The organism is Streptomyces sp. NPDC017936, from assembly GCF_044328485.1.
Taxonomy (GTDB): domain Bacteria; phylum Actinomycetota; class Actinomycetes; order Streptomycetales; family Streptomycetaceae; genus Streptomyces.
In genome coordinates this window covers 76,212-100,646 of sequence record NZ_JBIRHK010000015.1, presented here as the reverse complement: position 1 = coordinate 100,646, position 24,435 = coordinate 76,212, and the positions used below count along the sequence as shown (strand labels likewise).

25 protein-coding genes are annotated in these 24,435 nt (G+C 73.6%); 15 read left to right on the top strand and 10 right to left on the bottom strand.

Annotated features, from left to right (window positions below; translation table 11 throughout):
- The first annotated feature begins 169 nt into the window (after positions 1 to 169).
- Entirely contained in the window at positions 170 to 970 is an 801-nt protein-coding gene (locus ACH4F6_RS28515) for a site-2 protease family protein (RefSeq protein ID WP_397963229.1), read from the top strand.
- Here the strand turns inward: ACH4F6_RS28515 and ACH4F6_RS28510 are convergent.
- Entirely contained in the window at positions 960 to 1,166 is a 207-nt protein-coding gene (locus ACH4F6_RS28510; RefSeq protein WP_397963228.1) for a hypothetical protein, read from the bottom strand. The genes ACH4F6_RS28515 and ACH4F6_RS28510 overlap by 11 nt on opposite strands.
- A 130-nt stretch (positions 1,167 to 1,296) precedes the next feature.
- Positions 1,297 to 2,013 (bottom strand): NADPH-dependent F420 reductase, encoded by a 717-nt coding sequence (gene npdG, locus ACH4F6_RS28505; protein ID WP_397963227.1) that lies wholly within the window; start codon positions 2,011 to 2,013, stop codon positions 1,297 to 1,299.
- A 127-nt stretch (positions 2,014 to 2,140) separates the two neighbouring features.
- Here npdG and ACH4F6_RS28500 point away from each other — a divergent pair, with 127 nt between their 5' ends.
- Positions 2,141 to 2,740 carry a hypothetical protein gene (locus ACH4F6_RS28500; RefSeq protein ID WP_397963226.1) on the top strand — a complete coding sequence of 200 codons (600 nt, stop codon included), beginning with the start codon at positions 2,141 to 2,143 and terminating at the stop codon, positions 2,738 to 2,740.
- Between the two features lie 121 nt (positions 2,741 to 2,861).
- Here the strand turns inward: ACH4F6_RS28500 and ACH4F6_RS28495 are convergent, their stop codons facing one another.
- A complete protein-coding gene (locus ACH4F6_RS28495) occupies positions 2,862 to 3,095 on the bottom strand; it encodes a hypothetical protein (RefSeq protein WP_397963225.1) in 234 nt (77 codons plus the stop codon).
- 59 nt (positions 3,096 to 3,154) lie between these two features.
- Between ACH4F6_RS28495 and map the strand changes: the two genes are divergently transcribed.
- Together map and ACH4F6_RS28485 are read left to right on the top strand one after the other, a co-directional pair.
- Positions 3,155 to 4,012: a type I methionyl aminopeptidase gene (gene map / locus ACH4F6_RS28490; protein WP_397963224.1), complete on the top strand. Its 858-nt coding sequence runs from the start codon at positions 3,155 to 3,157 to the stop codon at positions 4,010 to 4,012.
- Between the two features lie 141 nt (positions 4,013 to 4,153).
- The gene (locus ACH4F6_RS28485; protein ID WP_397963223.1) at positions 4,154 to 4,801 is read left to right on the top strand and encodes a heme oxygenase (biliverdin-producing); all 648 of its coding nucleotides are present in this window, start codon (positions 4,154 to 4,156) and stop codon (positions 4,799 to 4,801) included.
- Positions 4,802 to 5,142: 341 nt separating this feature from the next.
- Here the strand turns inward: ACH4F6_RS28485 and ACH4F6_RS28480 are convergent, their stop codons facing one another.
- Positions 5,143 to 5,787, bottom strand: a complete 645-nt coding sequence (locus ACH4F6_RS28480; protein WP_397963222.1) for a PhzF family phenazine biosynthesis protein — start codon at positions 5,785 to 5,787, stop codon at positions 5,143 to 5,145.
- A 275-nt stretch (positions 5,788 to 6,062) separates the two neighbouring features.
- On the opposite strand from ACH4F6_RS28480, the gene efeO reads away from it, so the two are divergent.
- Genes efeO through ACH4F6_RS28460 form a run of 4 tightly spaced genes read left to right on the top strand, consistent with a single transcriptional unit; the run spans position 6,063 to position 10,347 of the window.
- Complete coding sequence (gene efeO / locus ACH4F6_RS28475) at positions 6,063 to 7,202, top strand: iron uptake system protein EfeO (protein ID WP_397963221.1); 1,140 nt, start codon at positions 6,063 to 6,065, stop codon at positions 7,200 to 7,202.
- 15 nt (positions 7,203 to 7,217) lie between these two features.
- Positions 7,218 to 8,498 carry an iron uptake transporter deferrochelatase/peroxidase subunit gene (gene efeB / locus ACH4F6_RS28470; protein ID WP_397963220.1) on the top strand — a complete coding sequence of 427 codons (1,281 nt, stop codon included), beginning with the start codon at positions 7,218 to 7,220 and terminating at the stop codon, positions 8,496 to 8,498.
- Positions 8,499 to 8,501: 3 nt separating this feature from the next.
- Positions 8,502 to 9,386 (top strand): iron uptake transporter permease EfeU, encoded by an 885-nt coding sequence (efeU, locus tag ACH4F6_RS28465; protein ID WP_397963219.1) that lies wholly within the window; start codon positions 8,502 to 8,504, stop codon positions 9,384 to 9,386.
- Positions 9,334 to 10,347, top strand: coding sequence for a hypothetical protein (locus ACH4F6_RS28460; RefSeq protein WP_397963218.1), 1,014 nt, complete (start codon positions 9,334 to 9,336; stop codon positions 10,345 to 10,347). Before efeU ends, ACH4F6_RS28460 begins: the two co-directional genes overlap by 53 nt.
- Positions 10,348 to 10,388: 41 nt before the next feature.
- On the opposite strand, the gene ACH4F6_RS28455 is transcribed toward ACH4F6_RS28460, so the two are convergent.
- From ACH4F6_RS28455 to ACH4F6_RS28445, 3 genes are all read right to left on the bottom strand, one after another.
- Positions 10,389 to 11,126, bottom strand: a complete 738-nt coding sequence (locus ACH4F6_RS28455) for a bifunctional DNA primase/polymerase (protein WP_397963217.1) — start codon at positions 11,124 to 11,126, stop codon at positions 10,389 to 10,391.
- A 141-nt stretch (positions 11,127 to 11,267) separates the two neighbouring features.
- Positions 11,268 to 11,891, bottom strand: a complete 624-nt coding sequence (locus ACH4F6_RS28450) for a TetR/AcrR family transcriptional regulator (protein ID WP_397963216.1) — start codon at positions 11,889 to 11,891, stop codon at positions 11,268 to 11,270.
- 350 nt (positions 11,892 to 12,241) lie between these two features.
- Positions 12,242 to 13,243, bottom strand: coding sequence for a Gfo/Idh/MocA family protein (locus ACH4F6_RS28445; protein ID WP_397963215.1), 1,002 nt, complete (start codon positions 13,241 to 13,243; stop codon positions 12,242 to 12,244).
- An 86-nt stretch (positions 13,244 to 13,329) separates the two neighbouring features.
- Between ACH4F6_RS28445 and ACH4F6_RS28440 the strand changes: the two genes are divergently transcribed.
- The 3 genes from ACH4F6_RS28440 to ACH4F6_RS28430 all read left to right on the top strand — a co-directional run bounded on the left by ACH4F6_RS28440 (position 13,330) and on the right by ACH4F6_RS28430 (position 16,818).
- Positions 13,330 to 14,646 (top strand): multidrug effflux MFS transporter, encoded by a 1,317-nt coding sequence (locus tag ACH4F6_RS28440; RefSeq protein WP_397963214.1) that lies wholly within the window; start codon positions 13,330 to 13,332, stop codon positions 14,644 to 14,646.
- The gene (locus tag ACH4F6_RS28435; protein WP_397963213.1) at positions 14,565 to 15,767 is read left to right on the top strand and encodes a serine hydrolase domain-containing protein; all 1,203 of its coding nucleotides are present in this window, start codon (positions 14,565 to 14,567) and stop codon (positions 15,765 to 15,767) included. Before ACH4F6_RS28440 ends, ACH4F6_RS28435 begins: the two co-directional genes overlap by 82 nt.
- Before the next feature lie 61 nt (positions 15,768 to 15,828).
- Positions 15,829 to 16,818, top strand: a complete 990-nt coding sequence (locus ACH4F6_RS28430; protein ID WP_397963212.1) for a small ribosomal subunit Rsm22 family protein — start codon at positions 15,829 to 15,831, stop codon at positions 16,816 to 16,818.
- Between the two features lie 12 nt (positions 16,819 to 16,830).
- On the opposite strand, the gene ACH4F6_RS28425 is transcribed toward ACH4F6_RS28430, so the two are convergent.
- Positions 16,831 to 18,471, bottom strand: a complete 1,641-nt coding sequence (locus tag ACH4F6_RS28425) for an alkaline phosphatase D family protein (protein ID WP_397963211.1) — start codon at positions 18,469 to 18,471, stop codon at positions 16,831 to 16,833.
- Between the two features lie 721 nt (positions 18,472 to 19,192).
- On the opposite strand from ACH4F6_RS28425, the gene ACH4F6_RS28420 reads away from it, so the two are divergent.
- Both ACH4F6_RS28420 and ACH4F6_RS28415 read left to right on the top strand, forming a co-directional pair.
- A complete protein-coding gene (locus tag ACH4F6_RS28420) occupies positions 19,193 to 20,653 on the top strand; it encodes an ABC transporter permease (protein ID WP_397963210.1) in 1,461 nt (486 codons plus the stop codon).
- 60 nt (positions 20,654 to 20,713) lie between these two features.
- On the top strand, positions 20,714 to 21,400 hold the full coding sequence (locus tag ACH4F6_RS28415; protein ID WP_397963209.1) for an ABC transporter ATP-binding protein: 687 nt from the start codon (positions 20,714 to 20,716) through the stop codon (positions 21,398 to 21,400).
- A gap of 209 nt (positions 21,401 to 21,609) precedes the next feature.
- Here the strand turns inward: ACH4F6_RS28415 and ACH4F6_RS28410 are convergent, their stop codons facing one another.
- A complete protein-coding gene (locus tag ACH4F6_RS28410; protein WP_397963208.1) occupies positions 21,610 to 21,936 on the bottom strand; it encodes a nuclear transport factor 2 family protein in 327 nt (108 codons plus the stop codon).
- Between the two features lie 126 nt (positions 21,937 to 22,062).
- Between ACH4F6_RS28410 and ACH4F6_RS28405 the strand changes: the two genes are divergently transcribed.
- Positions 22,063 to 22,608 carry a DoxX family protein gene (locus ACH4F6_RS28405; RefSeq protein WP_397963206.1) on the top strand — a complete coding sequence of 182 codons (546 nt, stop codon included), beginning with the start codon at positions 22,063 to 22,065 and terminating at the stop codon, positions 22,606 to 22,608.
- A gap of 165 nt (positions 22,609 to 22,773) precedes the next feature.
- On the top strand, positions 22,774 to 23,187 hold the full coding sequence (locus tag ACH4F6_RS28400; RefSeq protein ID WP_397963205.1) for a MazG-like family protein: 414 nt from the start codon (positions 22,774 to 22,776) through the stop codon (positions 23,185 to 23,187).
- Positions 23,188 to 23,630: 443 nt separating this feature from the next.
- Here ACH4F6_RS28400 and ACH4F6_RS28395 read toward each other — a convergent pair whose 3' ends face one another.
- Entirely contained in the window at positions 23,631 to 24,362 is a 732-nt protein-coding gene (locus ACH4F6_RS28395) for a hypothetical protein (RefSeq protein ID WP_397963204.1), read from the bottom strand.
- Between the last annotated feature and the right edge of the window lie 73 nt (positions 24,363 to 24,435).

The window sequence follows — 24,435 nt, the reverse complement described above, 5'->3', positions numbered from 1 at the left end:
CTCCGGTCGGTTCGGGGCGGGTCACGGGGCTCCCCCGGTGCGGCGGTCCGGTTCCGCGGGCGTCCCCGCCCCCACCTTCCGGGAACCGACGGCCGACCGCGAGACGTTTTCCCCCCGTGCCCGGTACGGTCGGGCAGTTCCACGCCCGCATTCCAGTCCAGGGAGCCCCATGACGACCGCCCTCACCCGCCGCAGCGACCGGCGGATCAGTCCCGTCTTCGTCGGGATCCTGGCCGTCATGGCGGTCACGGCGTGGGCGACCTGGACGGGGTTCGCCGAGCAGCCCGGTGTGGCCGTGTTCCTGTTCGTGACGGCGGCGTGGGTGGTGTCGCTGTGCCTGCACGAGTACGCGCACGCGCGCACCGCCCTGCACAGCGGGGACATCTCGGTCGGCGCGAAGGGCTATCTGACGCTCAACCCGCTCATGTACACGCACGCGCTGCTCAGCGTCGTGCTGCCCGTGCTGTTCGTGATCATGGGCGGGATCGGTCTGCCCGGCGGTGCCGTGTTCATCGAGCGGGGGCGGATCCGCGGGCGGTGGCGGCACAGCCTGATCTCGGCGGCCGGCCCGCTGACGAACGTGCTGTTCGCCGTCGTGTGCACCGCCCCCTTCTGGCTGGACGCGCTGGACGGCGTGCCCGCCGACTTCCGGTACGCGCTGGCGTTCCTGGCCCTGCTCCAGGTCACGGCGGCGATCCTGAACTTCCTGCCGGTGCCCGGCCTGGACGGCTACGGCGTGATCGAGCCGTGGCTGCCGTACGGCGTGAAGCGGCAGGTGGAGCCGTTCGCCCCGTTCGGACTGCTGTTCGTGTTCGCGCTGCTGTGGCTGCCGGCGGTCAACGGCGCGTTCTTCGACGTGGTCGACGCGGCGCTGCGCGGCCTCGGGATCGGCGACCTGGAGACGTACTGCGGTGAGACGCTGTACCGCTTCTGGGAGGGGACGCCGGAGTTCTGCTCGGTCAGCCGGTGACCGACCGGCGGAGCCTCTCGCGCTTGACGTAGTACCAGGTCATGTTGGACGACAGGCCCGCCAGCAGCACCCAGACGACGCCCAGCCAGCTGCCCTTGGCGAAGGCGACGACCGCGGCGGCCACGGCGAGCAGGCAGACGACGAAGGTGTAGACGGCGAGGCGCCGGGACGAGCCGGTCGTGGGCGAGGCGGACATGGGGGTCGTTCTCCTGTCGGGTCCTGTCGGTCCTGTCGGCCGTGTCGGTCGTGCCGCCCGGTCCGGTCCTGGACGGGGACACTGCGGCACGGCCGGTGCCGTCCCAGTGTCCCCCATGCAGGCCGGCGGCTCACACGTCGGTGACGCGGAGCCCCGCGTGCGCCTTGTAGCGGCGGTTCACGGAGATCAGGTTGGCGACGAGGGACTCGACCTGGTGGGCGTTGCGCAGCCGGCCCGCGAAGATGCCGCGCATGCCGGGGATGCGGCCGGCCAGCGCCTGGACGGTCTCCACGTCGGCCCGCTCCTCGCCGAGCACCATCACGTCGGTGTCGATCTCCTCGATCTGCGGGTCCTGGAGGAGGACGGCCGACAGGTGGTGGAAGGCGGCGGTGACCCGGGAGTCCGGCAGCAGGGCGGCGGCCTGCTCGGCGGCGCTGCCCTCCTCCGGCTTGAGCGCGTAGGCGCCCTTCTTGTCGAAGCCGAGCGGGTTGACGCAGTCGACGACGAGCTTGCCGGCCAGGTCCTCGCGCAGCGCCTCGAGGGTCGCGCCGTGCCCTTCCCACGGCACGGCGACGATCACGATGTCGCTGCGGCGCGCGGTCTCGGCGTTGTCCGCGCCCTCCACGCCGTGACCGAGCTCCTCGGCGGCGGCCCGGGCGCGGTCGGCGGCCCGCGAGCCGATGATCACCTTCTGGCCGGCCTTGGCGAGCCGGTACGCGAGGCCCTTGCCCTGCGGTCCGGTCCCGCCGAGCACGCCGACGACGAGCCCGGAGACGTCGGGGAGGTCCCACGGGTCCTTCGCGGGGGCCTTCGCGGGAGCGTTCTGTGCGCTGTCGGTAGAGGTCATGGGCCGACCTTACGTGCGCCGGGGACGCCCCCGCCGGTCGAGGTGGCGGCGGTCACGTTCGCCGGACCGGGCGAATCGGCGCCGAACACCGGGCCGGGCCGGGCCGGTTGCGGCAGGATGCGTGGCCATGGACGCCGTACGGGTCGCGCTGTTGCGCGAGGTGCTCGCCGGGACGGAGTGGCTGGGGGCCACGCGGAGGTTCGGCGCCGTGCTGCGCGGGGCCGTGGTCGCGCACGGGGGCGGACTGCTGCTGGTGGGCACCGCGGAGTACGAGCCCTGGCACCTGGCGGCCCATCTGGTGGACGAGGCCGCGTGGTCGGGTACGCCGGAGCTGGCGCCCACGCTGGTGCGGCACGGCGCGCGCCCCTCGGACCCGGCGCACCTGGCGGTCGGCCTGGGGCGGATCGAGGCCGCCCGGCGGGGCGAGACCCTGCTGGTGGCGTCGCCCGGGGAGGACGCTCCGCTGCTGGAGCGGGTGTCGGACGCGCGGCGGGCCGGGGTGACCGTACTGGCCCTCGGTCCCGGCGGGCGCGAGCTGACGGCGCTGGCGCACGAGGCGCTGGCCGTGCCGGACGGCTCGGAGCTGGACCTCGACACCGTGCAGCACCTGGTGAGCGCCGCGGCGGGCGAGCACGTGGTGCCCTCTCCCCGGAGCCGCCGGCGCTTCCGGGACCGCCTGTCACGACTGGCGGACTCCCTGACGGCCCCGCCCCCGTCCCCCTGGTGACCCGCGCGGCGTCGTCCCGGTGGTCGCCCGGCACCCGGGCCGCCGGTGACCGCGCGTCCGTGCGCCGGTGTCGGCGGGGTGCGTGCGGTCCGGTCCCGGCGGGTCCCGTCCGGGGACGGGGTCAGTCGTCGTCCGCGGTCCCGCCCGTCGGGGCGTCGTGCCAGCGGGCGTCGTTCTCCCACTGCAGGTTGCGCTCGCGGGCCGTCGCCATCGCGTGCTCGGCCTCGACGCGGCTCGCGTAGGGGCCGAAGCGGTCCTTGGCCGGACACTCCGGCCCTTCCTCGACCTTCTTGTGCTCCAGGCAGTAGTACCACTCACCCGGTTTGCCGACGGTCCGTTTCTTGAACAGGGCCATGACCAGCTCCTCTCGCCATCGTCATGTTCCCCGCATGCCCGCTGGTTAGACTCGCTGGCATGTCTGGCCAGTCGCTGCTCGTGCCCGGGGAGCTGTCCCCCACCCGTTCCGTGCCCGGAAACATCCGCCGCCCCGAGTACGTCGGCAAGCCCGCGCCGACGCCGTACACGGGGCCGGAGGTGCAGACGCCGGAGACGATCGAGGCGATGCGGATCGCCGGCCGGATCGCCGCGCGGGCGATGGCGGAGGCCGCGAAGCTGATCGCGCCGGGGGTCACGACCGACGAACTGGACGAGGTGGCGCACACGTACATGTGCGACCACGGCGCCTACCCCTCGACGCTCGGCTACCGCGGCTTCCCCAAGTCGCTGTGCACCTCGGTCAACGAGGTGATCTGCCACGGCATCCCCGACTCGACGGTGCTGCGGGACGGCGACATCGTCAACCTCGACGTGACCGCGTACATCGGCGGGGTGCACGGCGACAACAACGCGACGTACCTGGTGGGGGACGTCGACGAGGAGAGCCGGCTGCTGGTCGAGCGGACCCGGGAGTCCCTCGACCGCGCGATCAGGGCGGTCCGGCCGGGCCGGCAGATCAACGTCATCGGACGGGTCATCGAGTCGTACGCCAAGCGGTTCGGCTACGGGGTGGTGCGGGACTTCACCGGCCACGGGATCAGCACGTCGTTCCACTCCGGGCTGATCGTCCCGCACTACGACAGCCCGCACGCGACGACCGTGATGCGGCCCGGGATGACCTTCACGATCGAGCCGATGCTGACGCTCGGGACGCACGAGTACGACATGTGGGACGACGGCTGGACGGTCGTGACGAAGGACCGCAGGCGCACCGCCCAGTTCGAGCACACGCTGGTGGTGACGGAGACCGGCGCGGAGATCCTCACGCTGCCGTAGCCCTTCCCCGTCCCCCTGGTTCCCCCGGCCCGCCCTCTTCCGGAGGGCGGGCTTTCCCGTGCCGTGACAGGGTGGGAGTTACCGACGAGCCGTCGGCAAGTCATTGACTTAGGTGAGCCTAACCATAAAAGATCTGGACTCATGGACTCCTTCTCGACCCTCATCCGCACCGCCTCCCACGAGCAGCACAGGGAGGCGGAGACGTCGACGTTCATGAGCGATCTGCTGGGCGGCCGGCTGGGCGTGGACGCGTACGCGCGCTACACCGAGCAGCTGTGGTTCGTGTACGAGGCCCTGGAGTCCGGCGCGCGGGGGCTGACCTCGGACCCGGTGGCGGGCCCGTTCGTCCGGCCGGAACTGTTCCGCCTGCCCTCCCTGGAACGCGACCTGGCCCACCTGCGCGGCCCCGACTGGCGCGCCGGTCTGACCGCCCTCCCCGCCACCCGGACCTACGCGGCCCGCGTCGCCGAGTGCGCCCGCACCTGGCCGTCCGGCTACGTCGCCCACCACTACACCCGCTACCTGGGCGACCTCTCCGGCGGCCAGATCATCCGCGGCAGGGCGGAGAAGACCTGGGGATTCGAGCGGAAGGGCGACGGCGTCCGCTTCTACGTCTTCGAGGGGATCCCCCACCCTGCGGCCTTCAAGCGGGGTTACCGCGAGCTCCTGGACGCGGTCCCGGCGGACGACCTGGAGAAGCAGCGCGTCGTGACGGAGTGCAAGCGGGCGTTCGCCCTCAACACGGACATGTTCCGGGCGCTGGGCGAGGAGTTCCCGCTGTCGGCGTGACCCTGCCGCCCGAACGGCCCGGTCATCGCCCGGAGGGAGCGAGCCCGCGCCGACCCCGCTCGGCACGACGCCGGCCTGCCGGGCACGGTGCGGGACGCGGTCCGGGCCGTGCGCCCTCCGGCGCACCCCCGGAGAGGTCGACCGCGTGGCGCACCAGGGCGTCGGACACGACCCCGGCCCGTCCCCCGACGCGGCGCCCGCCGGAGACCGCGGGGACGGTCGGTTCCGGTGCCGTCACGGCCGTGACCGCACCGGTGGCGTGCCGACGGGCTCAGCGCCTCGGGTTCCCCCGCGGACGGGACGTACGGGGCGCGTCCGTCGCGCGGTCGGGCCGGTGTCCGTCAGCGTTCCAGGTAGACCCGTCCGCCGATCTCCACCCAGCCGTGCGGCTGGGGGGCGGTCAGGATCTGCGACCCGGTGCCCTGCGTGATGTTGAGGGCCCGGCCCAGCCGGTCCGTGAGCAGCAGGGCCGCCGCGCCCGTCGCCTCGTCCTCCTCGATGCCGTCGTCACGGCCGGGGAACGCCCGCGCGCGGATCCGCCCGGCCGGTTCGTCCTCCCAGGCCCAGGCGTAGATCCACTCGCCGGGCGGCGGCACGGGCAGGTCGTCGACCTCGGCGGCGGTGGCGTACTGGCGCAGGGTGCGGGGCGGGGCCCACTCCGCGCGCGCCTCGATCCAGCTGAACTCGCCGTCCAGGCGGACGCCCACGACCCCGGCCGGCGTGACGAGTTCGGGCACGTCGAGCAGCCAGGCCGTGCCCACGCAGGGATGGCCGGCGAAGGGCAGGCGCAGGGTGGGGGTGTAGATGTCGATGACCCCGCGCTCGGGGTCGTCCACGAACACCGTCTCGCTGAACCCGAGCTTCGCCGCGAGCTCCTGCCTCTCGCTCCGCCCGGGCAGCCGGGAACCGTCCCGCACGACACCCAGTTCGTTGCCGTATCCGCCGTTGGGCGCGCAGAAGACGCGGAGCACGTCGTAATCAGTCACTCGCGCATTGAAACACCGTCCGGGCGGCCAGGTCCTGCCGGACGGACGGGGTCCCGGCCCGGCACACCCGAAACGGAATCTTTGACTCTGCTGTGACCGATTCTTTGCGTCCGATTTGGGTGTTCGTGATCACCTCGTGCCCCTACGGCGCCCATGAGAGGTGAATCACGGCACGCACGGTTATCAGGCAGGTAAGCCTCGGCTAAGTTAGGTCAGCCTCACCACTTCTTGTGAACACCGTCACGCCGTTTTCCAGCCACTCTGTGGGAGCTCGCATGCGCGCTGTCAGACTCGCCGTCGTCACCGCCGCCGCCACCGCGGCGGCCCTGACCGCCGTCACGGGCTGCACCGAGAAGAGCGACGCCGCCGACGGCGACCGGGTGATCGGCGTCACCGCGACCGACGACGCGTGCGAGACCTCCAAGAAGGAGATCTCCGCCGGTCACCTCGAACTCGCCATCGAGAACAAGGGTTCCAAGGTCACGGAGGTGTACATCCTCTTCCCCGACGACCGGGTGGTGACCGAGCGCGAGAACATCGGCCCGGGCACCAAGCAGCGGGTCACCGCCGAGGTCAAGGCCGGCGACTACGAGATCGCCTGCAAGCCGGGCATGAAGGGCGACGGCATCCGCCAGGCCCTCAAGGTCACCGGCGGCTCCGCCGCGAAGCGCGACCCGCGCCTGGACAAGGCCGTGGCCGCCTACCGGGCGTACGCGCAGACCCAGGCCGACGAGACGCTGCCCAAGGTGAAGACCTTCGTGGCGGCGGTCCAGGCCGGTGACCTCGAGGCCGCGAAGAAGGCCTACGCCCCCTCCCGCATCGGCTGGGAGCGCACCGAGCCGGTCGCCGAGTCCTTCGGGGACATCGACCCGAAGGTCGACGTGCGCGCCGACGGCCTGGAGGCCGGCCAGGAGTTCACCGGCTGGCACCGGCTGGAGAAGGCCCTCTGGCAGGACAAGAAGATCGGCGCGCAGGAGAAGGCCCTCGCCGGCCGGCTCGTCACCGACCTGACGGACTGGCAGAACCGGGTCGGCAAGGCCGAGATCACCCCCACCTCCATGGCCAACGGCGCCAAGGAACTCCTCGACGAGGTCGCCACCGGCAAGGTCACCGGCGAGGAGGAGCGCTACTCGCACACCGACCTCGTCGACTTCAAGGCCAACGTGGAGGGCGCCCAGAAGTCGTACGAGCTGCTCAAGCCCGTCGCCCAGGAGAACGACACGGCGCTGGTCACCGAGCTGGACAAGCAGTTCGCCGCCCTGAACGCGCTGCTGGACGAGTACCGCGCGGACAAGACCTCGTACGACTTCGTCTCCTACGACAAGGTCACCGAGGTCCAGCAGAAGGAGCTGTCGGACGCGGTGAACGCGCTCGCGGAGCCGCTGTCCAAGCTCGCCGCCGCCGTCGCGAAGTAACCGGAGGCCACCGACATGACGGACACAGCTCAGGCGCCGGCCGAGCCGGCCGCGGGCGGCACCACGGCCTCGCCCACCCGGCGCGCGCTGATCGGCTGGGGCGGTGCGGGTCTGGCGCTCGGCGCCGCCGCGGCCGGCGGCGCGGTCGCCGTGTCCCGCGCGGGGAGCGACGTGGACCCGGCCGGCACCGGGTCGGGCGCCGCCGTCGCCTTCCACGGCGCCCACCAGGCGGGCATCGCCACCCCCGTCCAGGACCGGCTGCACTTCGCCGCCTTCGACGTGACGACCGACGACCGCGCCGCGTTCGTGCAGCTGCTGAAGGACTGGACCGAGGCGGCCCGGCGGATGACGGCCGGGAAGCCGGTCGGCGAGGGCGCCTACGGCGGCCTGGCCGAGGCGCCGCCGGACGACACCGGGGAGGCCCTGGGCCTCAAGCCGTCCCGGCTGACGCTGACCATCGGCTTCGGCCCGTCCCTGTTCACCCGGTTCGGGCTCGCGGGACAGCGGCCCGCGGCGCTGGTCGACCTGCCGCGGTTCGCCGGGGACAACCTCGACGCGAGCCGCAGCGGCGGCGACCTGTGCGTGCAGGCGTGCGCGGACGACCCGCAGGTCGCGGTGCACGCGATCCGCAACCTGGCCCGGATCGGCTTCGGCAAGGTCGTCATCCGCTGGTCGCAGCTCGGCTTCGGCAAGACCTCCTCCACCACCCCCGAGGCGCAGACCCCGCGCAACCTGCTGGGCTTCAAGGACGGCACCCGCAACATCGCGGGCACGGAGACGGACCGGCTGGAGAAGTTCGTCTGGGTCGGCGAGAAGGACGGCCCCGCGTGGATGACGGGCGGCTCCTACCTCGTCGCCCGTCGGATCCGGATGCACATCGAGACCTGGGACCGCACCTCGCTCCAGGAGCAGGAGGACGTCTTCGGCCGGGACAAGGGCGAGGGCGCGCCCGTGGGCAAGGCCAAGGAGCGCGACGAGCCGTTCCTGAAGGCGATGAAGCCCGACGCGCACGTCCGGCTCGCGCACCCCGACTCCAACGGCGGGGCGACCCTCCTGCGCCGCGGCTACTCCTTCACCGACGGCACCGACGGTCTGGGCCGGCTGGAGGCCGGCCTGTTCTTCCTCGCCTACCAGCGCGACGTGCGCGAGGGGTTCATCCGCGTCCAGCGCAACCTGGCGACCGACGCGCTCAACGAGTACATCCAGCACGTGGGTTCGGCGGTCTTCGCCGTCCCGCCCGGCGTCCGCGACCAGGCAGACTGGTGGGGGCGGACGCTGTTCTCCGAGGAGGCGTAGTCCGTGTTCTCCAACTTCCTGATCGGTCTGCGCGAGGGCCTGGAGGCCAGCCTCGTCGTCTGCATCCTCATCGCCTACCTGGTGAAGACCGGACGCCGGGACGCCCTGAAGCCGGTGTGGACGGGCATCGCCGTCGCCGTGCTGCTCGCGCTCGGCTTCGGCTGCGTCCTCGAGTTCGGGTCGCAGGAGCTGACGTTCGAGGCGCAGGAGGCGCTCGGCGGCTCGCTGTCGATCCTCGCCGTGGGCCTGGTGACCTGGATGGTGTTCTGGATGCGGCGCACCGCCCGGCACCTGAAGTCGGAACTGCACGGCAAGCTGGACGCCGCCCTCGCGATGGGCACGGGCGCGCTGGTCGTCACGGCGTTCCTCGCCGTCGGCCGGGAGGGTTTGGAGACGGCCCTGTTCGTGTGGACGTCGGTGCGCGCGGCCGGTGACGGCACCGCCCACCCGGTGATCGGCGCCGGCCTCGGCCTGGCCACGGCGGTCCTCCTCGGCTGGCTGTTCTACCGCGGCGCCCTGCGGATCGATCTGGCCCGCTTCTTCACCTGGACCGGCGGCATGCTGGTCGTCATCGCGGCGGGCGTGCTGGCGTACGGCGTCCACGACCTGCAGGAGGCCGACTGGGTGCCGGGCCTGAACGACAAGGCCTTCGACATCAGCGGCACGATCCCCCCGGACAGCTGGTACGGCACCCTGCTGAAGGGCGTGTTCAACTTCCAGCCCGATCCCACCGTCCTCCAGGTCACGGTGTGGCTGCTGTACCTGGTCCCGGCACTCGCGCTGTTCCTCGCCCCGGTAGGGTTCGCCTCCGGGAAGGGGAAGGTGAAGGCACCGGATGACCAGGGAACGCAGCCTGACGACCGGCCGTCCACGGCTGAGCGGTCGTGACCGGAACGCACTCGTAGCGGTCTCGCTCACCGCCGTCTCGCTGACGGCGAGCGGGTGCGTGGTGGTCCACGGGGAGCGCGAGGTGCTCCCCACGGCCACCCGGGCCGAGGCCGCGAAGGCCGTCCAGCAGTTCACCGCCGCGTACAACGAGGCGGACGCGGCGTACGACGGTTCCCTGGACGCCGAGTACACCACGGGGGCGCTCGGCGCCATCGACGCGGCACGGCTGAAGGCGGGGCGTGTCAACCACCCGGACGGCAACCCGCAGCACACGCCGCTGGCGCTGACGGACGTGCGGTACACGATCCCCAAGAAGGCGGGCTGGCCGCGCTGGTTCGTGGCGGACGCCCAGGCCAACAAGGGCGGTGACGCGCGCTGGGTGCTGGTGTTCACCCGCAACGCGCCGGCGGACCGCTGGCAGGCGGCCTACCTGACGCTGGTCGCGCCGGGCGCGCTGCCCGAGTTCAGCAAGGACAAGGACGGCTGGGCCGAGGCCGTGCCGGCCGGCTCCGCCGGAGCGGTGCGCGCGCCGAAGAACCTGAGCGCGGACTACGCCGCCTACCTCCGGACCGGCGGGGGGACCTTCGCGGACGGCGCGTACACCAGCGAGCTGCGCTCCACGCGGGCGAAGAACTCCAGCAAGCCGGGCCTGGCCACGCAGTACGTCGACGAGCCGCTGACCGGCGGCGACTTCGCACCGCTGGCGCTGCGCACCGCGGACGGCGGGACGCTGGTGTTCTTCAGCACGCACCACTACGTGAAGCAGACGGCCGCGGCGGGGGCGTCGGTGCCGGCGCCCAACCAGAACGTGCGGGCGCTGACGACCGGTGAGATCACGCGGTCGCTGACCATGGAGTTCGTCGCGAACGAGATGGCCGTCGCGCCGGCGAAGGGGTCCGGCGACGGCAAGGTGTCGGTGCTCAGCCGGCTGGAAGGGCTGACCGCGGCGAAGGGGGAGTGAGCCGCGCGCCGATCCGGTGACGCGCCCCTTCGCGGCCCGCCTCAGTGCCGCAGGGGCCAGGTCGACGTCGGGTGGTGCGGTTCCCCGTCGGCGTGGCGGGCGCAGGCGTCCGTCAGGGCTTCCAGGAGGTTCAGCGGGTCGGGCAGGGCGTGCTCGGGGCCGCGGAGCCAGTGCACCGTGCGGCCGTCGTCACCGGGGAGGGCGGCGGGCGGGACGAGGACGTAGGAGCCGCGGCAGTGCCAGCGCAGGCCGGGGTGCTCGTCCATGGTCTCGGGATGGCAGTCCAGCTCGCAGGGCCACCACTCGTCCTCGTCCTCGGGGGTGCCGCGGGTGAGGGTGAAGAAGAGCATGCGGCCGTCGTCGCTGGCGGCGACCGGGCCGACCTCGACGCCGGAGGCGAGCAGCCGGTCCAGGGCCTCCTGTCCGGCCTCCAGGGGCACGTCCAGGACGTCGTGCACCATGCCGGTGGCGGTGATGAAGTTGGCCTGCGGCTGGTGCCGGGCCCAGCGCTCGATCTGGGCGCGGTCGGTGGTGGACTGCGTCTGCCAGGCGAAGGAGACGGGGTGCCGGGCCGGGGTGGGGCAGCCGACGCGGTCGCAGGAGCAGCGGTAGCCGGGGGCCGGGTGCGCGGCGGGCGCGAGCGGCAGTCCCGCTCCGGCGGCGGCGAGCAGCAGGGCCTCGCGGCCGCCGCCGTCGGCGGCCTCCTTCGGACGGCGTCCCCGCAGCCACCGGGAGAGTTTGCCCTGCCGGCCGGTGCGGCCGCCGAACTCCGCGCTCATCTATCCCCTCGCCTCGCCGTGGTGCGGACAGCATGCCCTATGGTCCCACCATCCTGCGCATCGGGGGTCCGGTGCACCTAATCGGGGCAGGTGGGACGACAGGTACGGATGGGGCTCCCGGGGCCGCGGGCGGGCGGGGTCCTACCGGGGTGCGAGGCCGTACAGCGCGTAGTCGACGAGGGTGTCGGTGTACGCGTGGGAGATGGGGCCCGTGTGCTGGAGCCAGCGCTGGGCGAGCGGGGAGACGAAGAGCTCCAGGGCGATGCGCGGGTCGACGTCGGCGCGGACCTGGCCGGCGTCCTGGGCGGAGCGCAGCCGCTCCACGTACAGCTGGAGCTGGGGTTCGAGGAGCTTGGCGACGTACTCGCGGGCGACCTGCTCGTTGACGAGGCCCTCGGCGGCCAGGGCGCGCGAGGGGGCGTCGAAGCGGGGGTCGAGGAGCTCGTCGACGGTGACGCGCAGGACGGCCTTCAGGTCGGCGGCCACGTCCCCGGTGTCCGGGATGGCGTACGGCGCCTGCCCCGCGGCCTCGGTCGCCTGCTCGCCGAGGTCGAGGAACGCCTCCAGCAGCACGTCGGCCTTCGAGCCCCACCAGCGGTAGATGGTCTGCTTGCCGACGCCGGCGCGGGCGGCGATGCCCTCGATCGTGGTCTTCGGGTAGCCGACCTCCGCGACCAGGGCGAGGGCGGCTTCGTAGATGGCGCGCCGGGACCTCTCGCTGCGCCGGGTGGTGTCGGGGGCCGGCTTTCCGGACTGGGTGACCATGTGACGACGGTACCAAGCGGATGAGACGCGGCGTCTCGCCGCCGCCCATGGACCTCGGACGCCGCTCGGGGCCCCGGCCGCCCGCCGCCCTCGCCGCGCGCTCCGTCCGGCTCGCGGAGCACGATGGGGGCGGCCCGGGGACCGGCGGGCAGCCCCCGGAGGGCAGCCCCCGGAGGGCGGGGCCCCGGGACCGGTGCGGGGTTCCGGGACCGGCGGCGGGGCGAGGCCCGTCGGCACAGGAGCCCGGGGTCGGCGCCGGGGGCGGCCGGCCCGGGGAAGCCGAGGCCAGGGGCAGCGGCCCGGGGGCCGCGCCGAGGGGCGGCGGTCGCTCCGGCGCCCCGGCGGAGCCCCTACGCGGCCTCTCCGGGGTAGGCCACCCCGATCCGCCGCCGGATCGTGTCCAGGGTGCGCATCACCGCGAGGGTGCCGTCGAGCGGGACGAGCGGGGACTCGGTCTCGCCGGCCCGGATCGCCCGCATGACCTCGCGGGCCTCGTGCCGGAAGGTGGCGCGGGGGCCGTCGGCCGGGTCGGCGGTGAACTCCTCGGGGTCGCGGCCGGCGCGGTGCAGGACGAGGCGGTCGGGGTGGAAGAAGCCGGACGGGATGTCGATGCGGCCGCGCGAGCCGGTCACGGAGGCGGAGGCGCCCGTGCCGCCGACGAGGGAGCAGTGCAGGGCGGCGAGCGCGCCGGACTCCCAGGACAGGGCCGCCGCCGTCTGGAGGTCGACGCCCTCGGCGGAGAGCACGGCCTGCGCGGAGATCCCGGCGGGCTCGCCGAGCAGCAGCTGGGCGAAGGAGACCGGGTAGACGCCGAGGTCGAGCAGGGCGCCGCCGCCCTGGGCGGGGTCGCGCAGCCGGTGCGCGGGCGGGAAGGGCCCCTCGAGCCCGAAGTCGGCCTGCACGGTCCGCACCTCGCCGATCGCCCCGTCGTCGACGAGCGCCTTGAGCCGGCGGATCAGCGGGTTGCAGTACATCCACATGGCCTCCATGAGGAAGCGGCCGTTGTCGCGGGCCAGCGCGACGAGTTCCTCGGCCTCGCGGACGTTCAGGGTGAAGGGCTTCTCGCACAGCACGTTCCGCCCCGCCTTCAGGCACAGGCCGGCGGCGGTCCGGTGGGCGGAGTGCGGGGTGGCGACGTAGACGACATCGATGTCCTCGTCCCAGGCCAGGGCCTCCCAGTCGCCGTGGGCCCGGGGTATCCCGAAGCGGTCGGCGAAGGCCCGCGCCGAGGTCTCGCTGCGCGAGCCGACCGCCACGACCTCCGCGTCCGGCAGGTCGATCAGGTCCGCCGTGAAGGCGGCGGCGATCCCGCCGGTCGCCAGGATCCCCCACCGCACCGTGTCCGTCGTCATGTCCCGCCCGTCCTCGTGCCCGTGCCAGCAGAATGTTCGAGCTGAGAGCATAGGCGGCACGGACGTCGGAGAGGGAGGGGCGACGGATGCCCGAGGGCGGGGCGACACCCGAGGTGTCACGGGCGGCGGCGGCGCCGCCCTCGCGTGCGCGGCGCCGGACCGGACTGCTCGTCACCTTCGTGCTGGGCGGGCTGACAGCCACTCCCCCGCTGTCGATGGACCTGTACCTCCCGGCGCTGCCCGAGGTCACCCGCCGGCTGCACGCGCCCGCCTCGACCGTCCAGCTCACCCTGACCGCCTGCCTCGCCGGGATGGCGCTGGGGCAGCTGGTGGTGGGCCCGATGAGCGACCGGTGGGGCCGCCGGCGCCCGCTGCTCGCCGGGCTCGTGGTGTACGTCCTCGCGACCGCGCTGTGCGCCCTCGCCCCCACCGTCGAGCTGCTGGTCGTGTTCCGGCTGCTGCAGGGTCTCGCGGGCGCCGCCGGGATCGTGATCGCGCGGGCCGTCGTGCGCGACCTGTACGACGGGGTGGCGATGGCCCGTTTCTTCTCCACGCTGATGCTGATCTCCGGGGTCGCGCCCGTGGTCGCGCCGCTGATCGGGGCGCAGATCCTGCGGGTGACGGACTGGCGGGGCGTGTTCGTGGTCCTCACGGCGGTGGGGCTGGCGCTGGCCGGGCTGGTGTGGGCGCGGCTGCCGGAGACGCTGGACGCCGGCGGCCGGCACGCGGGCGGGGTCGGCGAGGCGCTGCGCTCGATGCGCCGGCTCCTCGCCGACCTGCCCTTCACCGGCTACCTGCTGACCGGCGGCTTCGCCTTCGCGGCGCTGTTCGCGTACATCGCGGCCTCGCCGTTCGTGGTGCAGGAGATCCACGGCGCCTCGCCGCAGACGTTCGGCCTGCTGTTCGGCGCGAACTCGGTCGGGCTGGTCCTGGTCGGACAGGTCAACGGCAAGCTGCTGGTGGGCCGGGTCCGCCTGGAGCGGGTGCTGGCGGCCGGCCTGACGGTGGTCGCGCTGGCCGCGGCCGCCCTGCTGCTGATGTCGGCCGGGGTGTTCGGCGAGGTCGGGCTGGCCCCGGTGGCGGCGGCGCTGTTCGTCCTGATGTCCGCGATGGGCGTGACGCTGCCCAACGCCCAGACGCTCGCCCTGGTGCGGGTCCGGCACTCCGCCGGGTCGGCCTCGGCGCTCCTGGGGACGTCGTCCTTCCTGATCGGCGCGGTCGCCTCGCCGCTCGTCGGCGTCGCCGGTGAGCACACCGCCGTCCCGATGGCCGTCGTCCAGCTGACGGCGGCACTGGTGGCGCTGGGCTGCTTCGTGGGAATGTGCCGTCCCTGGACGACGGCGCCGGACGGGGACGGGGTCGTCCCCGTCCGGTCGAGGGCGAGGGAAGGAGAGGGCAGCTGAGCGCGTCGAGACTGCGCGTCGACACCCCGGAGCGTGCCGGGCTCGATCCCGAGGAGATGCGTCACCTCGTGCGCGACGTCGTGGACGCCACCGGCGGGGAGCGGCCCTGGGCGGCGGGCGCCGTCGTGGTCGCCGGACGCGGCCCGGTGATCGCCGTGCGCGAGGCGGTGGGCTGGGCGGTGCGGTACGCCGCGTACGACCCGCGGGCCGGCGCGGGGGTGGAGCTGCCGCCCGCGGCCCGGGTGCCGATGACCGTCGGCACGCCCTTCGACCTGGCGTCGCTGACCAAGCTGTTCACGGCGGTCGCGGCGGTCCAGCAGATCGAGCGGGGCACCCTCGGCATCGACGCCCGGGTGGGCGCCTACCTGCCCGACTTCCACGCGGCCGCCGCCCACGGCATCACCGTCCGCCAGCTCCTCACCCACACCTCCGGGCTGCGTCCCGAGGTGCCGCTGTACGACTGCGCGGACGACGCGGAGCGCCTGCAGCTGCTGCGCGCCCAGGCGCCGGTGCGCGCGCCGGGCGCGTACGGCTACTCCGACCTGAACATGCTCCTGCTCCAGCAGCTCCTGGAGCGCCTGACCGGGCGCACCCTGGACGTCCTCGTGCGCGACGGGATCACCCGGCCGCTGGGCATGACGTCGACCGGCTTCGGGCCCTGCCCCGGCGCGGCGGCCACCGAGGACCAGCGGCGGCCGTGGGCCAAGGCGGACCGGGGGATGCTGCGGGGCGTGGTGCACGACGAGAACGCCTGGGCGCTGGGCGGGGTGGCCGGTCACGCGGGCCTGTTCTCCACGGGCGGCGACCTGGCCGTGTTCTGCCGCACCCTGCTGGCGGGCGGCTCCTACGGTCCCGCCCGCATCCTCGGGCCCGACTTCGTGGAGCTGCTGCTGACCCGGCCGGGGCTGGGGTTCATGGTGGACCAGCCGTGGTTCATGGGGGAGCTCGCCGGGGAGGGGGCCGCGGGCCACACCGGGTTCACCGGGACGTCGCTGGTCCTGGACCCGGCGACGGACACGTTCGTGGTGCTGCTGGCGAACACGGTGCACCCGGTGCGCAGGGCGCCGGACAACGCTCCGCGGGCCCTGGTGGGGACGCGGATGGCGATGGCGGTGCGGTGAGGGGTCCGGGCCGGCCGCGGGACCTGGGGGATCCGCGCGCGGGACCTGAGAAAATCGTCCCGTGAACGTCTCCGCATCCGCCTCCGACACCCTCCGTGGCGCCCTCACGGACCTCCTCGAGGGACTCCCGCCGAAGCAGGCCGCGCAGGCCGTCGAGCGGCTGATCGCCAGCTACCGGGGGGCCACCCCGACCGACGCCCCCATCCTGCGCGACCGCGCCGACGTGGCCGCGTACGCCGCCTACCGCATGCCGGCCACCTTCGAGGCGGTGTGCTCGGCGCTGGAGGCGTTCGCGGACGCCGTACCGGGGTGGGCGCCCGGCAGCCACGTCGACGTCGGCGGCGGCACGGGGGCGGCGACCTGGGCGGTCGGCGCCACCTGGGAGGGGCGGCGTCCGGTGACGGTGCTCGACTGGGCCGAGCCCGCCCTGGCCCTCGGCCGGGAGATCGCCGCGGCGAACCCGGCGCTGCGGGACGTGAGCTGGCGGCGCGCCCGCATCGGCGCGTCGCTCGCTCTCGACCCCACCGACCTGGTCACCGTCTCCTACGTCCTGAACGAGCTGCCGGCCGGCGACCGCGCCGCCCTCGTCGACGCCGCCGCCTCCGCCGCACAGGCCGTCGTGATCGTGGAGCCCGGCACCCCGGACGGGTACGCCCGTGTCATCGAGGCCCGCGACCGCCTCGTCGCGGCCGGCTTCCGGGTCGCCGCGCCCTGCCCGCACAGCGCCGCCTGCCCGATCGTGCCGGGCACGGACTGGTGCCACTTCTCGGCGCGGGTCAGCCGTTCCTCCCTGCACCGGCAGGTCAAGGGCGGTTCGCTGCCGTACGAGGACGAGAAGTTCAGCTATGTCGCCGCCGCCCGCTTCCCGGTCGCCCCGGCGCCCTCCCGGGTGGTCCGGCGGCCGCAGATCCGCAAGGGCCAGGTGCTCCTCGACCTGTGCGAGGCCGAGGAGCGGCTGGAGCGGACGACGGTGACGAAGCGGCACGGCGACCTGTACAGGGCCGCCCGGGACGCGGACTGGGGCGACCCCTGGCCGCCGCCGGCCTCCTGAGGGCCCGTCGGGTCAGGCCGGCTTCAGGCCCTGGTCGCCGACCTCCGTCACGAAGGACGCGGCCGTGCTGATCGGGGCGCCCGGCGTGGTGACGTAGGGGACGGCCTTGAAGTCGGCGCGGGCGAGGTCGCGGCCGAGGGAGACGGTGACGTAGCCGCGCCGCCCGTCGTAGAACCTCAGGTGCGGGTTGGCGGTCATGTAGGTGTTCCAGTTCGCGGGCTTCTCGGAGCCGTTGCGGCCGCTCGCGATCGAGGTGGCCACGATCTCGGTGCCGAGCGTGCGGGACGCCGGGTCGTCGAAGTCGTCCTTGACGTCGAAGGCGTAGCCGACGTGCACGTCGCCGGTGAGGACCATCAGGTTGTCGACGCCGGCGGCCTTCGCGCCGTCCAGGACGCGGCGGCGGGAGGCGCGGTAGCCGTCCCAGGCGTCCATCGACAGCTTGGCGACCGGGTTCAGGTCGAGCTTGCGCTGCGAGAAGGTGACCTGCTGGGGCACGACGTTCCACAGCGCCCGCGACGTCCGCCACCCGTCGATGAGCCACCGCTCCTGCGTCGCGCCGGTCATGGTGCGCGAGGGGTCGTCGATGTCGGGCCCGGGCAGCTGCGCGCCGTCGCCGTAGGCCTGGTCGGAGCGGTACTGGCGGGTGTCGAGGACGTCGAACTGGGCGAGGCCGCCCCAGTGCAGGCGCCGGTACAGCCGCATGTCGTGGCCGTCGGGGAGCTGGGGGCGGCGCAGCGGCTGGTTCTCCCAGTAGGCGCGGTAGGCGGAGGCGCGGCGCAGCAGGAACTCCTCCGGCGGGACGGTGTTCTCGGGGGTGTCGCCGGCGTAGTTGTTCTCGGTCTCGTGGTCGTCCCAGGTGACGACGAAGGGGTGCGCGGCGTGCGCGGCCATCAGGTCGGGGTCGGACTTGTAGAGGGCGTAGCGCAGCCGGTAGTCCTCCAGGGTCACCGTCTCGCGGTCGAAGACGTCGGGGAGGGTCCGGTCGGTGTAGTTGCGGTGGTTGCCGACCGAGTCGATCGCGTACTCGTAGAGGTAGTCCCCGAGGTGGAAGACGACGTCGACGTCGTCCTGCGCGAGGTGGGCGTACGGGGTGTAGTAGCCGTCGGCGTAGGCCTGGCAGGAGACGGCGGCGAGGGTGAGGCCCGAGGTGCGGCTGTGGGCGGCCGGCGCGGTGCGGGTGCGGCCGGCCGGGCTGACCCAGGCGCCGACGCGGAAGCGGTAGTGGAAGACGCGGTCGGGGGCGAGGTGGGGCACCTCGACGTGGACGGTGTGGTGGAACTCGGGGTGCGCGGTGGCGGTGCCGCGTCTGACGATCCGGCGGAAGTTCTCGTCGTGGGCGAGCTCCCAGCGGACGGTGACGCGTTCCGCCGGCAGGCCGCCGTCGGGCTGGTAGGGGGCCGGGGCGAGGCGTGTCCACAGGAGCACGGAGCCGGGCAGCGGGTCCCCGGAGGCGACGCCGAGGGTGAAGGGGTCGTCGGTGATCCGCGCGGGGTCGAGTTCGGCGGCGGCCGCGGCGCCGGCGGTCGGCAGGTTGACGGCGAACGCGAGCGCGGCGGCCGCGCCGGTGACGGTGAGGAAGCGGCGGCGGCCGATGTGCCGGGCGGCGGCGCGGAGTTCGGGGGCGTGCTGGGACGGGTGTGCTGCGGATGTCATCCGGTCCTCCCCTGACGGTGGTGTGCAGGAGGCATTGGAGTGGCCGGGGACGACCCTGGGACGACCTGTGGTTGACGCGTGCACAACAGTCGGGTGACGGGCGGACGCGTCCCGGACGGCGAGCGCGGCCGGACGGCCGGGGACCGCCGTGGCCATCGGCGCCGGTCGAGGGCGCAGGCCGGGGCGGCGACCGGGCAGCCGTCGGCGGGGCCGCGCCCGGACCGGCGGGGGAGGCGGCCGACGTGACGCGCCGTGAGATCGCACCCGAACGGGTGAGGGAGGTTCCCCGCGGGGCGCGTCGGCGGGACACCGTCCGAGCCGGTGACGGGCGCCGTCGGCGTCGCGCGCGCCGTGCGGCGCCGGGCGGATCCGCCGCCGGGGGCGAACACGCCGTCGGTGACGGCGTGTTCGGCCGCGACGCCGTGCGCGGGGCGTGGGGCGTGGGGCGCGGGACGCGCACCGGGCCGTGGACGGCTGCCGCGCCACGGTCCACGGCTGCCGCGCCACCGTCCACGGCTGCCGCACCACCGTCCGGTCCGGGCGCCTGACGGCGCGTACGGGAGGCGCCCTTGGAGTTCCGTCCGGCCCGCTCAGGGAATTCTCATGTCCGCCCGCCCGAATTCCCAGGTCTCACACATCCTTTACCCATGTCGGCTCCAAGGTTCCTCCCTAATTTGAGCCCGCGCCCACAGCGGGCGCCAAGAACCTTTCGAGGAACGGGATGTTTGGCATCTATCTCAAGCGCGAACTGGGCCGGCGCAAGAAGGCGGCCCTGGTCGTCGCCCTGGGTCTGGCGCTCGGAATCGCACTGGTCATCACCGTCAACTCGGTGTCGGCCGGCATGACGCAGGCGCAGGACAAGGTCCTGCGGTCGCTCTACGGGCTCGGCACCGACATGACCGTCACCAAGGCCCGGACGGCACCCACCGCGAACAGTTCACAGGGTCCCAGATTCGAATTCGACGCCTCTTCCGAGGAGGACGAGGAACAGAGTTCGGACCGGGTGATGACACAGGGGGGTCAGGCCCTGAAGTCCTCGCTCGTGACGAAGGTCGCCGGCCAGAAGGGCGTGGCGGCCGCGGTCGGCGCCCTCACCCTGAACGTCACCAAGGTCGACGGCTCCTTCACCCAGGGCAAGGCGCAGAGCGACAGCGGCCAGTCGCAGGGCCAGGGCGGCCCCGGCGGCGGCCAGGGCGGCGGTGGCACCGCGGCACCCCAGGTCCAGGGCGGCGGCGCCGCCTTCGACGTCAACTCCTACTCCGTGGCCGGCGTCGACGTCACGAACCAGGACCTCGGCCCGCTGGCCACCTCGGAGATCACCTCCGGGACGACGTTCACGGCCGCGCAGGCCGACGCCGCGGTCGCCGTCGTCAGCGCCTCGTACGCCAAGGAGAACTCCTACAAGGCCGGTTCGACGCTGACGATCTCCGGCACGAAGTACAAGGTCATCGGCATCGCGACCCCCGACAGCGGCGAGTCCGCCACGGACGTCTACCTGCCGCTGAAGCAGGCGCAGACCCTCGCCGACGCGGCCGGCCAGGTCACCACGATCTACGTCAAGGCGACCGACTCGCAGCAGATCGACACCGTCAAGGCGACCATCCAGAAGAACATCTCCGGTACGACGGTGACGACCTCCGCCGACCTCGCGGAGACGGTCTCCGGCTCCCTGTCCACCGCGTCGGACCTGGCGACCAGCGTCGGCAAGTGGCTGTCGATCGCGGTGCTCGCGGCCGCGTTCCTGGTGGCCGCCCTGCTCACCTCCTCCGCGGTGTCCCGGCGGGTGCGGGAGTTCGGCACGCTGAAGGCGCTGGGCTGGCCGAGCCGCCGGGTCACCCGGCAGGTCGTCGGCGAGTCCATGGTCAACGGCCTGCTCGGCGGCGCCCTCGGCATCGCGCTCGGTCTGGCGGCGGCCTACACGGTCACCGCGATCAGCCCGAAGCTGACCGCGCAGCTCGGCAGCGCCGGTGGCGGGGGCGGCATGGGCGGCGGCCCGGGCGGCGGCCCGGGGCGGCAGTCGGCCGGCAGCACCCTGGAGATCGCGCTCTCCGCCCCCGTCTCGGTCACCACCATCGCCCTCGCGGTCGGCCTCGCCGTCGCCGGCGGGCTCGTCGCCGGCGCCATGGGCGGCTGGCGCGCCTCCCGGATGCGCCCGGCGGACGCCCTGCGCAGCGTTTCCTGACGACCGACGTGTCCTGACCGACGTCTCCCGAGCGAGCGTCACACCCCTTACGGAGAACCCATGTACAAGCTCACCGGCGTCACCAAGCGCTACACACGGGGCAAGGAGACCGTCGAGGCGCTGCGCGGCGTCGACCTCACCATCGAGGACGGCGACCAGCTCGTCATCCAGGGCCCCACCGGCGGCGGCAAGTCGACGCTGCTGCAGATGATCGGCGGCCTGGACCGCCCGACGCAGGGCTGCGTCGAACTCGACGGCGTCGACCTGGCGACCCTCGGCGAGGCCCGGCTGACCCGGGTGCGCGCGGAGAAGATCGGCATCATCTTCCAGGCGTTCAACCTGATCCCGACCCTGACCGCGCAGGAGAACGTGGAGACGGCCCTGGTCCCGCTCGGGGTGAAGCCCGCCGAACGGCGCGAGCGCGCGGCCGAGGCCCTGCGCTCGGTCGGCCTGGGCGAACGGCTCTCGCACGTCCCGTCCGAGATGTCGGGCGGCCAGCAGCAGCGCGTCGCCATCGCCCGCGCCCTGGTGAAGCAGCCGAAGGTCCTCCTCGCCGACGAACCCACCGGCAACCTCGACGAGGGCACCCGCGACGACATCATGGCCCTGCTGGAGGGCCTGTGGCGGGAGCACGGGCTGACCTTCGTCATGGTCACCCACGACTCGTCCATCGCCCGCCGCGCCCCGCGCCTGGCCACCATCGAGGCCGGCCGGATCACCCTGACCGAGCGGGCCGTGCACGCCTGACGGACGGCACAGCCCGGCGCGAGCCGCCGGGGCCGCCGGGGCCGCCGGGGCCGCTCACCGCACGGGTGTCCGGCCGGATCCGGCCGTCGGCCCGGCGGTGAGCGGCGGCCGCCCGTCCGGCGGGTCCCCCGGCCCCGGGACGCCGGCGGCCGGAGCGCACCCCGCGGCACGGGCCGTGGGGTGCGCTCCGGCCGTGAGGGCTCTCCCGCTCACGCCTGCCCGGTCTCGAAGCGGGAGATCCGCCCGTCGTCCTCGACGACGAAACGCCACCGGGTGCGCATCTCGCCCCAGGTGTCGTTGCTGTAGCGGGCGAGGAGGGCGCGGCCGCCGTTCGACTCGTTGTCGACCTCCATGTGACCGTGCGTGGAGAAGATCTCCTGATCGATCCACGCGGCGAGGTCCCGGTCGGAACCGTCGTCCGCCATGGTCGCGTCGGGTGTGAGCAGGCCCAGGAACGTCTCGCGGTCGTGGGCGTTGACGGCGGAGACGAAGGCCCGGACGGCCGGGTCGGTGAGTTTTCCGGTCTGGATCGCCATACGCGTCAGCCTCACACCGCTCCCGGGGCCCCGCCACCCGAACGGCGCCCAGCACGGGCCGTACGGGGGTGAAGGGTGCGACGGTGGAGAGGCGGAGGGGGTCGTTCCCGACGTCTGGAGTTCACCGTGACCTGTTACGACCGACGCGACATCGGCCTGCTGCTGCTCCGGCTGGGCACCGGAGGAGTGCTGGTGGCCCACGGCACGCAGAAGCTGTTCGGCTGGTTCGGCGGACACGGGCTGGAGGGAACCGGCCAGTTCATGGAGTCCGTCGGGTACGTGCCCGGCAAGGCCAACGCCGCGGCGGCGGGCCTGGCGGAGACCGGCGGCGGCGCCCTGCTGGCGCTGGGCCTGGCCACCCCGGCGGCGGGCGCGGCGGCGGCCGGCGCGATGGCGGGCGCGTCCGCGGTGCACGTGCCCAACGGCTTCTTCGCCCAGAGCGGCGGCTACGAGCACCCGGCCTCCCTCGGCCTGATCGGTGCGGCCCTCGCCGTCACCGGCCCCGGCCGGCTCTCCCTCGACCACGCCCTGCGCCACGCGGTCAACCGGGACTGGATGGTCCCGGCGGCCCTGGGCGTGACGGCGGCGGTCACCGCGGTGGTCCTGGGCCTGCGCGCCAAGCGGCTGCGTCGGCAGGAGGAAGGGGAGCAGGAGACGCTGTTCGAGGAGTAGCCGGCGCCCGGCCGGACCCCCGGCGCTCCTCCGGCACCCCGGACTTCACGGAGCGATCCCGCCCCTCCCCGGATCGCCCCTTCCTGGACCGGCCCTCCGTGAACCGGCCCTCCGCAGGGGTCGCTTCTCTTCGGCCGCGGTGGCGTGCCGTGGCAGGCTGCGTCCATGGACGACAGCCGCCCGGACGCCCCGCAGCCCCCGCTCGCCTCCGCTTCCGCCTCCGTCCCCGCCGGGACCGGCCTGCCCACCGGGACCGGCCTCTGGGCCACCGTCGACGCCCTGTGCGCCTGGCTGGACGCCGATCAGCCGGTGCGCGGACGCGAAGCGGTCCTGCTGCGCGTGCTGAAGCTGTCGGAGGAGGTCGGGGAGGCCGCCCAGGCGGTGATCGGCGCGACCGGCCAGAACCCCCGCAAGGGCACCAGCCACACCTGGCAGGACGTCGAGTCCGAGCTGTGCGACGTCGTGATCACGGCCCTGGTGGCGCTGCGCACGCTGACGCCCGACGCACGGGAGGTGTTCGCACGGCACCTGAGCCGGGTGGCGGAGCGGTCGCTGGGGACGGTCGCTCCGGGCGGCTGAGGAACGCCACCGCCGACGGAGCGAAAGGGCAGGCCCTCGTCGCCGGACGTGGCGGAGCCCGGGAGTCGTATCCAGCTCCCGGGCCCCTGGGGATGCCACCCAATTGCGCACGCCGGCGGCGTTCAAGAGGACGGATCAGTCATCATGCCGTCGTGTTCTTCCTTTGAACTACCGCGCCGGGAAAGAGGCGCAGGCGAGAGTCGAACTCGCATCCGACGGCGTTCGTCCGTCCCCGGTCGGTCCGGCGATCGGCGGCGATGCTGAGACTGGAGCGAGAGTCTGAGATTGACCGCGGCCGCCGTCTCGGCGAGCCGCGCTTTCAGGCTGAACTTCAGTTTCAGCTTGCGCTCCTGGCGCGAACCGGTCCTCAATCCGGCCCGCGCCCCGTAGCGCACCCCCGCGCTCGCACGCGGGGGCGATCATGGTGGTGACGTGCGGCCGCGTCAGCCGAACAGGTAGCCGAACACCGCGTCGCCGACCCGCTGGTCGGTGACCTCGGCGCCGTTGGCCTCCTCGCGGGCGAACTTCACGGCCTGCTGGAGCTTCTCGACCCGCTCCACCAGTTCGTTCACCCGCCGCGCCGGAAGGGCGCCGGAGAACTTCACGGTGGTCCAGTACCCGATGGGCACGTCCTCGTAGTACACCTCGACCTGCGCCGGGTGCTTCTCGGTGGCCTCCGCCTTGACGTGGTTGCGCGGGACCTTCTTCGTGCGGATCGTGCGGACCGGATCGGTCTTCCACCAGTCCGTGGACGGGTCGTGGGACCAGGACTCGGCGGCGTCGAGGGTGGGCAGCTTCTTGACGAAGGTGTGCAGGTCCGCGAGCTGCTTCTCCAGGAAGAGCAGGTGGCTGACCGGCACGTCGGCGACGATCGTCCGTCCGTCGACGGTGACGTCCGCGCGGGCCGTGCAGTTCGCCCAGTCCTTGGTCGCGGTCACGTCGAACAGCCGCGTCAGCGACGCGGACATCTCCCGCAGCACGTCCTCGGCCTGCACCTGCACCCGCGTGGACTCGGGCGGCAGCTGCTCGCCCTCCTCGTCCTTCGGCTGGTACGTGCGCGAGATGCCGGCCAGCAGCGCCGGCTTCTGCACCTTGGTGTGCGCCGCGTTGATGTCCTGGAGCGACTTGCTCTTGACACCCTTCTCGACCGCGATGATCTGGTTCAGCTTCGCCATGTCGGCCCCCCTTCGAACAGGCAGGAACGTATCCCACCTGCTCGAACGCCCGCACTCCCTTTTACCGCCGCGC

Excerpts from the sequence above, each read along its gene's own strand:
- ACH4F6_RS28515 (WP_397963229.1), top strand. The coding sequence starts at position 170 with ATGACGACCGCCCTCACCCGCCGCAGCGACCGGCGGATCAGTCCCGTC.
- ACH4F6_RS28510 (WP_397963228.1), bottom strand. The coding sequence starts at position 1,166 with ATGTCCGCCTCGCCCACGACCGGCTCGTCCCGGCGCCTCGCCGTCTAC.
- npdG (WP_397963227.1), bottom strand. The coding sequence starts at position 2,013 with ATGACCTCTACCGACAGCGCACAGAACGCTCCCGCGAAGGCCCCCGCG.
- ACH4F6_RS28500 (WP_397963226.1), top strand. The coding sequence starts at position 2,141 with ATGGACGCCGTACGGGTCGCGCTGTTGCGCGAGGTGCTCGCCGGGACG.
- ACH4F6_RS28495 (WP_397963225.1), bottom strand. The coding sequence starts at position 3,095 with ATGGCCCTGTTCAAGAAACGGACCGTCGGCAAACCGGGTGAGTGGTAC.
- map (WP_397963224.1), top strand. The coding sequence starts at position 3,155 with ATGTCTGGCCAGTCGCTGCTCGTGCCCGGGGAGCTGTCCCCCACCCGT.
- ACH4F6_RS28485 (WP_397963223.1), top strand. The coding sequence starts at position 4,154 with ATGGACTCCTTCTCGACCCTCATCCGCACCGCCTCCCACGAGCAGCAC.
- efeO (WP_397963221.1), top strand. The coding sequence starts at position 6,063 with ATGCGCGCTGTCAGACTCGCCGTCGTCACCGCCGCCGCCACCGCGGCG.
- efeB (WP_397963220.1), top strand. The coding sequence starts at position 7,218 with ATGACGGACACAGCTCAGGCGCCGGCCGAGCCGGCCGCGGGCGGCACC.
- ACH4F6_RS28460 (WP_397963218.1), top strand. The coding sequence starts at position 9,334 with ATGACCAGGGAACGCAGCCTGACGACCGGCCGTCCACGGCTGAGCGGT.
- ACH4F6_RS28455 (WP_397963217.1), bottom strand. The coding sequence starts at position 11,126 with ATGAGCGCGGAGTTCGGCGGCCGCACCGGCCGGCAGGGCAAACTCTCC.
- ACH4F6_RS28450 (WP_397963216.1), bottom strand. The coding sequence starts at position 11,891 with ATGGTCACCCAGTCCGGAAAGCCGGCCCCCGACACCACCCGGCGCAGC.
- ACH4F6_RS28445 (WP_397963215.1), bottom strand. The coding sequence starts at position 13,243 with ATGACGACGGACACGGTGCGGTGGGGGATCCTGGCGACCGGCGGGATC.
- ACH4F6_RS28440 (WP_397963214.1), top strand. The coding sequence starts at position 13,330 with ATGCCCGAGGGCGGGGCGACACCCGAGGTGTCACGGGCGGCGGCGGCG.
- ACH4F6_RS28425 (WP_397963211.1), bottom strand. The coding sequence starts at position 18,471 with ATGACATCCGCAGCACACCCGTCCCAGCACGCCCCCGAACTCCGCGCC.
- ACH4F6_RS28420 (WP_397963210.1), top strand. The coding sequence starts at position 19,193 with ATGTTTGGCATCTATCTCAAGCGCGAACTGGGCCGGCGCAAGAAGGCG.
- ACH4F6_RS28415 (WP_397963209.1), top strand. The coding sequence starts at position 20,714 with ATGTACAAGCTCACCGGCGTCACCAAGCGCTACACACGGGGCAAGGAG.
- ACH4F6_RS28410 (WP_397963208.1), bottom strand. The coding sequence starts at position 21,936 with ATGGCGATCCAGACCGGAAAACTCACCGACCCGGCCGTCCGGGCCTTC.
- ACH4F6_RS28400 (WP_397963205.1), top strand. The coding sequence starts at position 22,774 with ATGGACGACAGCCGCCCGGACGCCCCGCAGCCCCCGCTCGCCTCCGCT.
- ACH4F6_RS28395 (WP_397963204.1), bottom strand. The coding sequence starts at position 24,362 with ATGGCGAAGCTGAACCAGATCATCGCGGTCGAGAAGGGTGTCAAGAGC.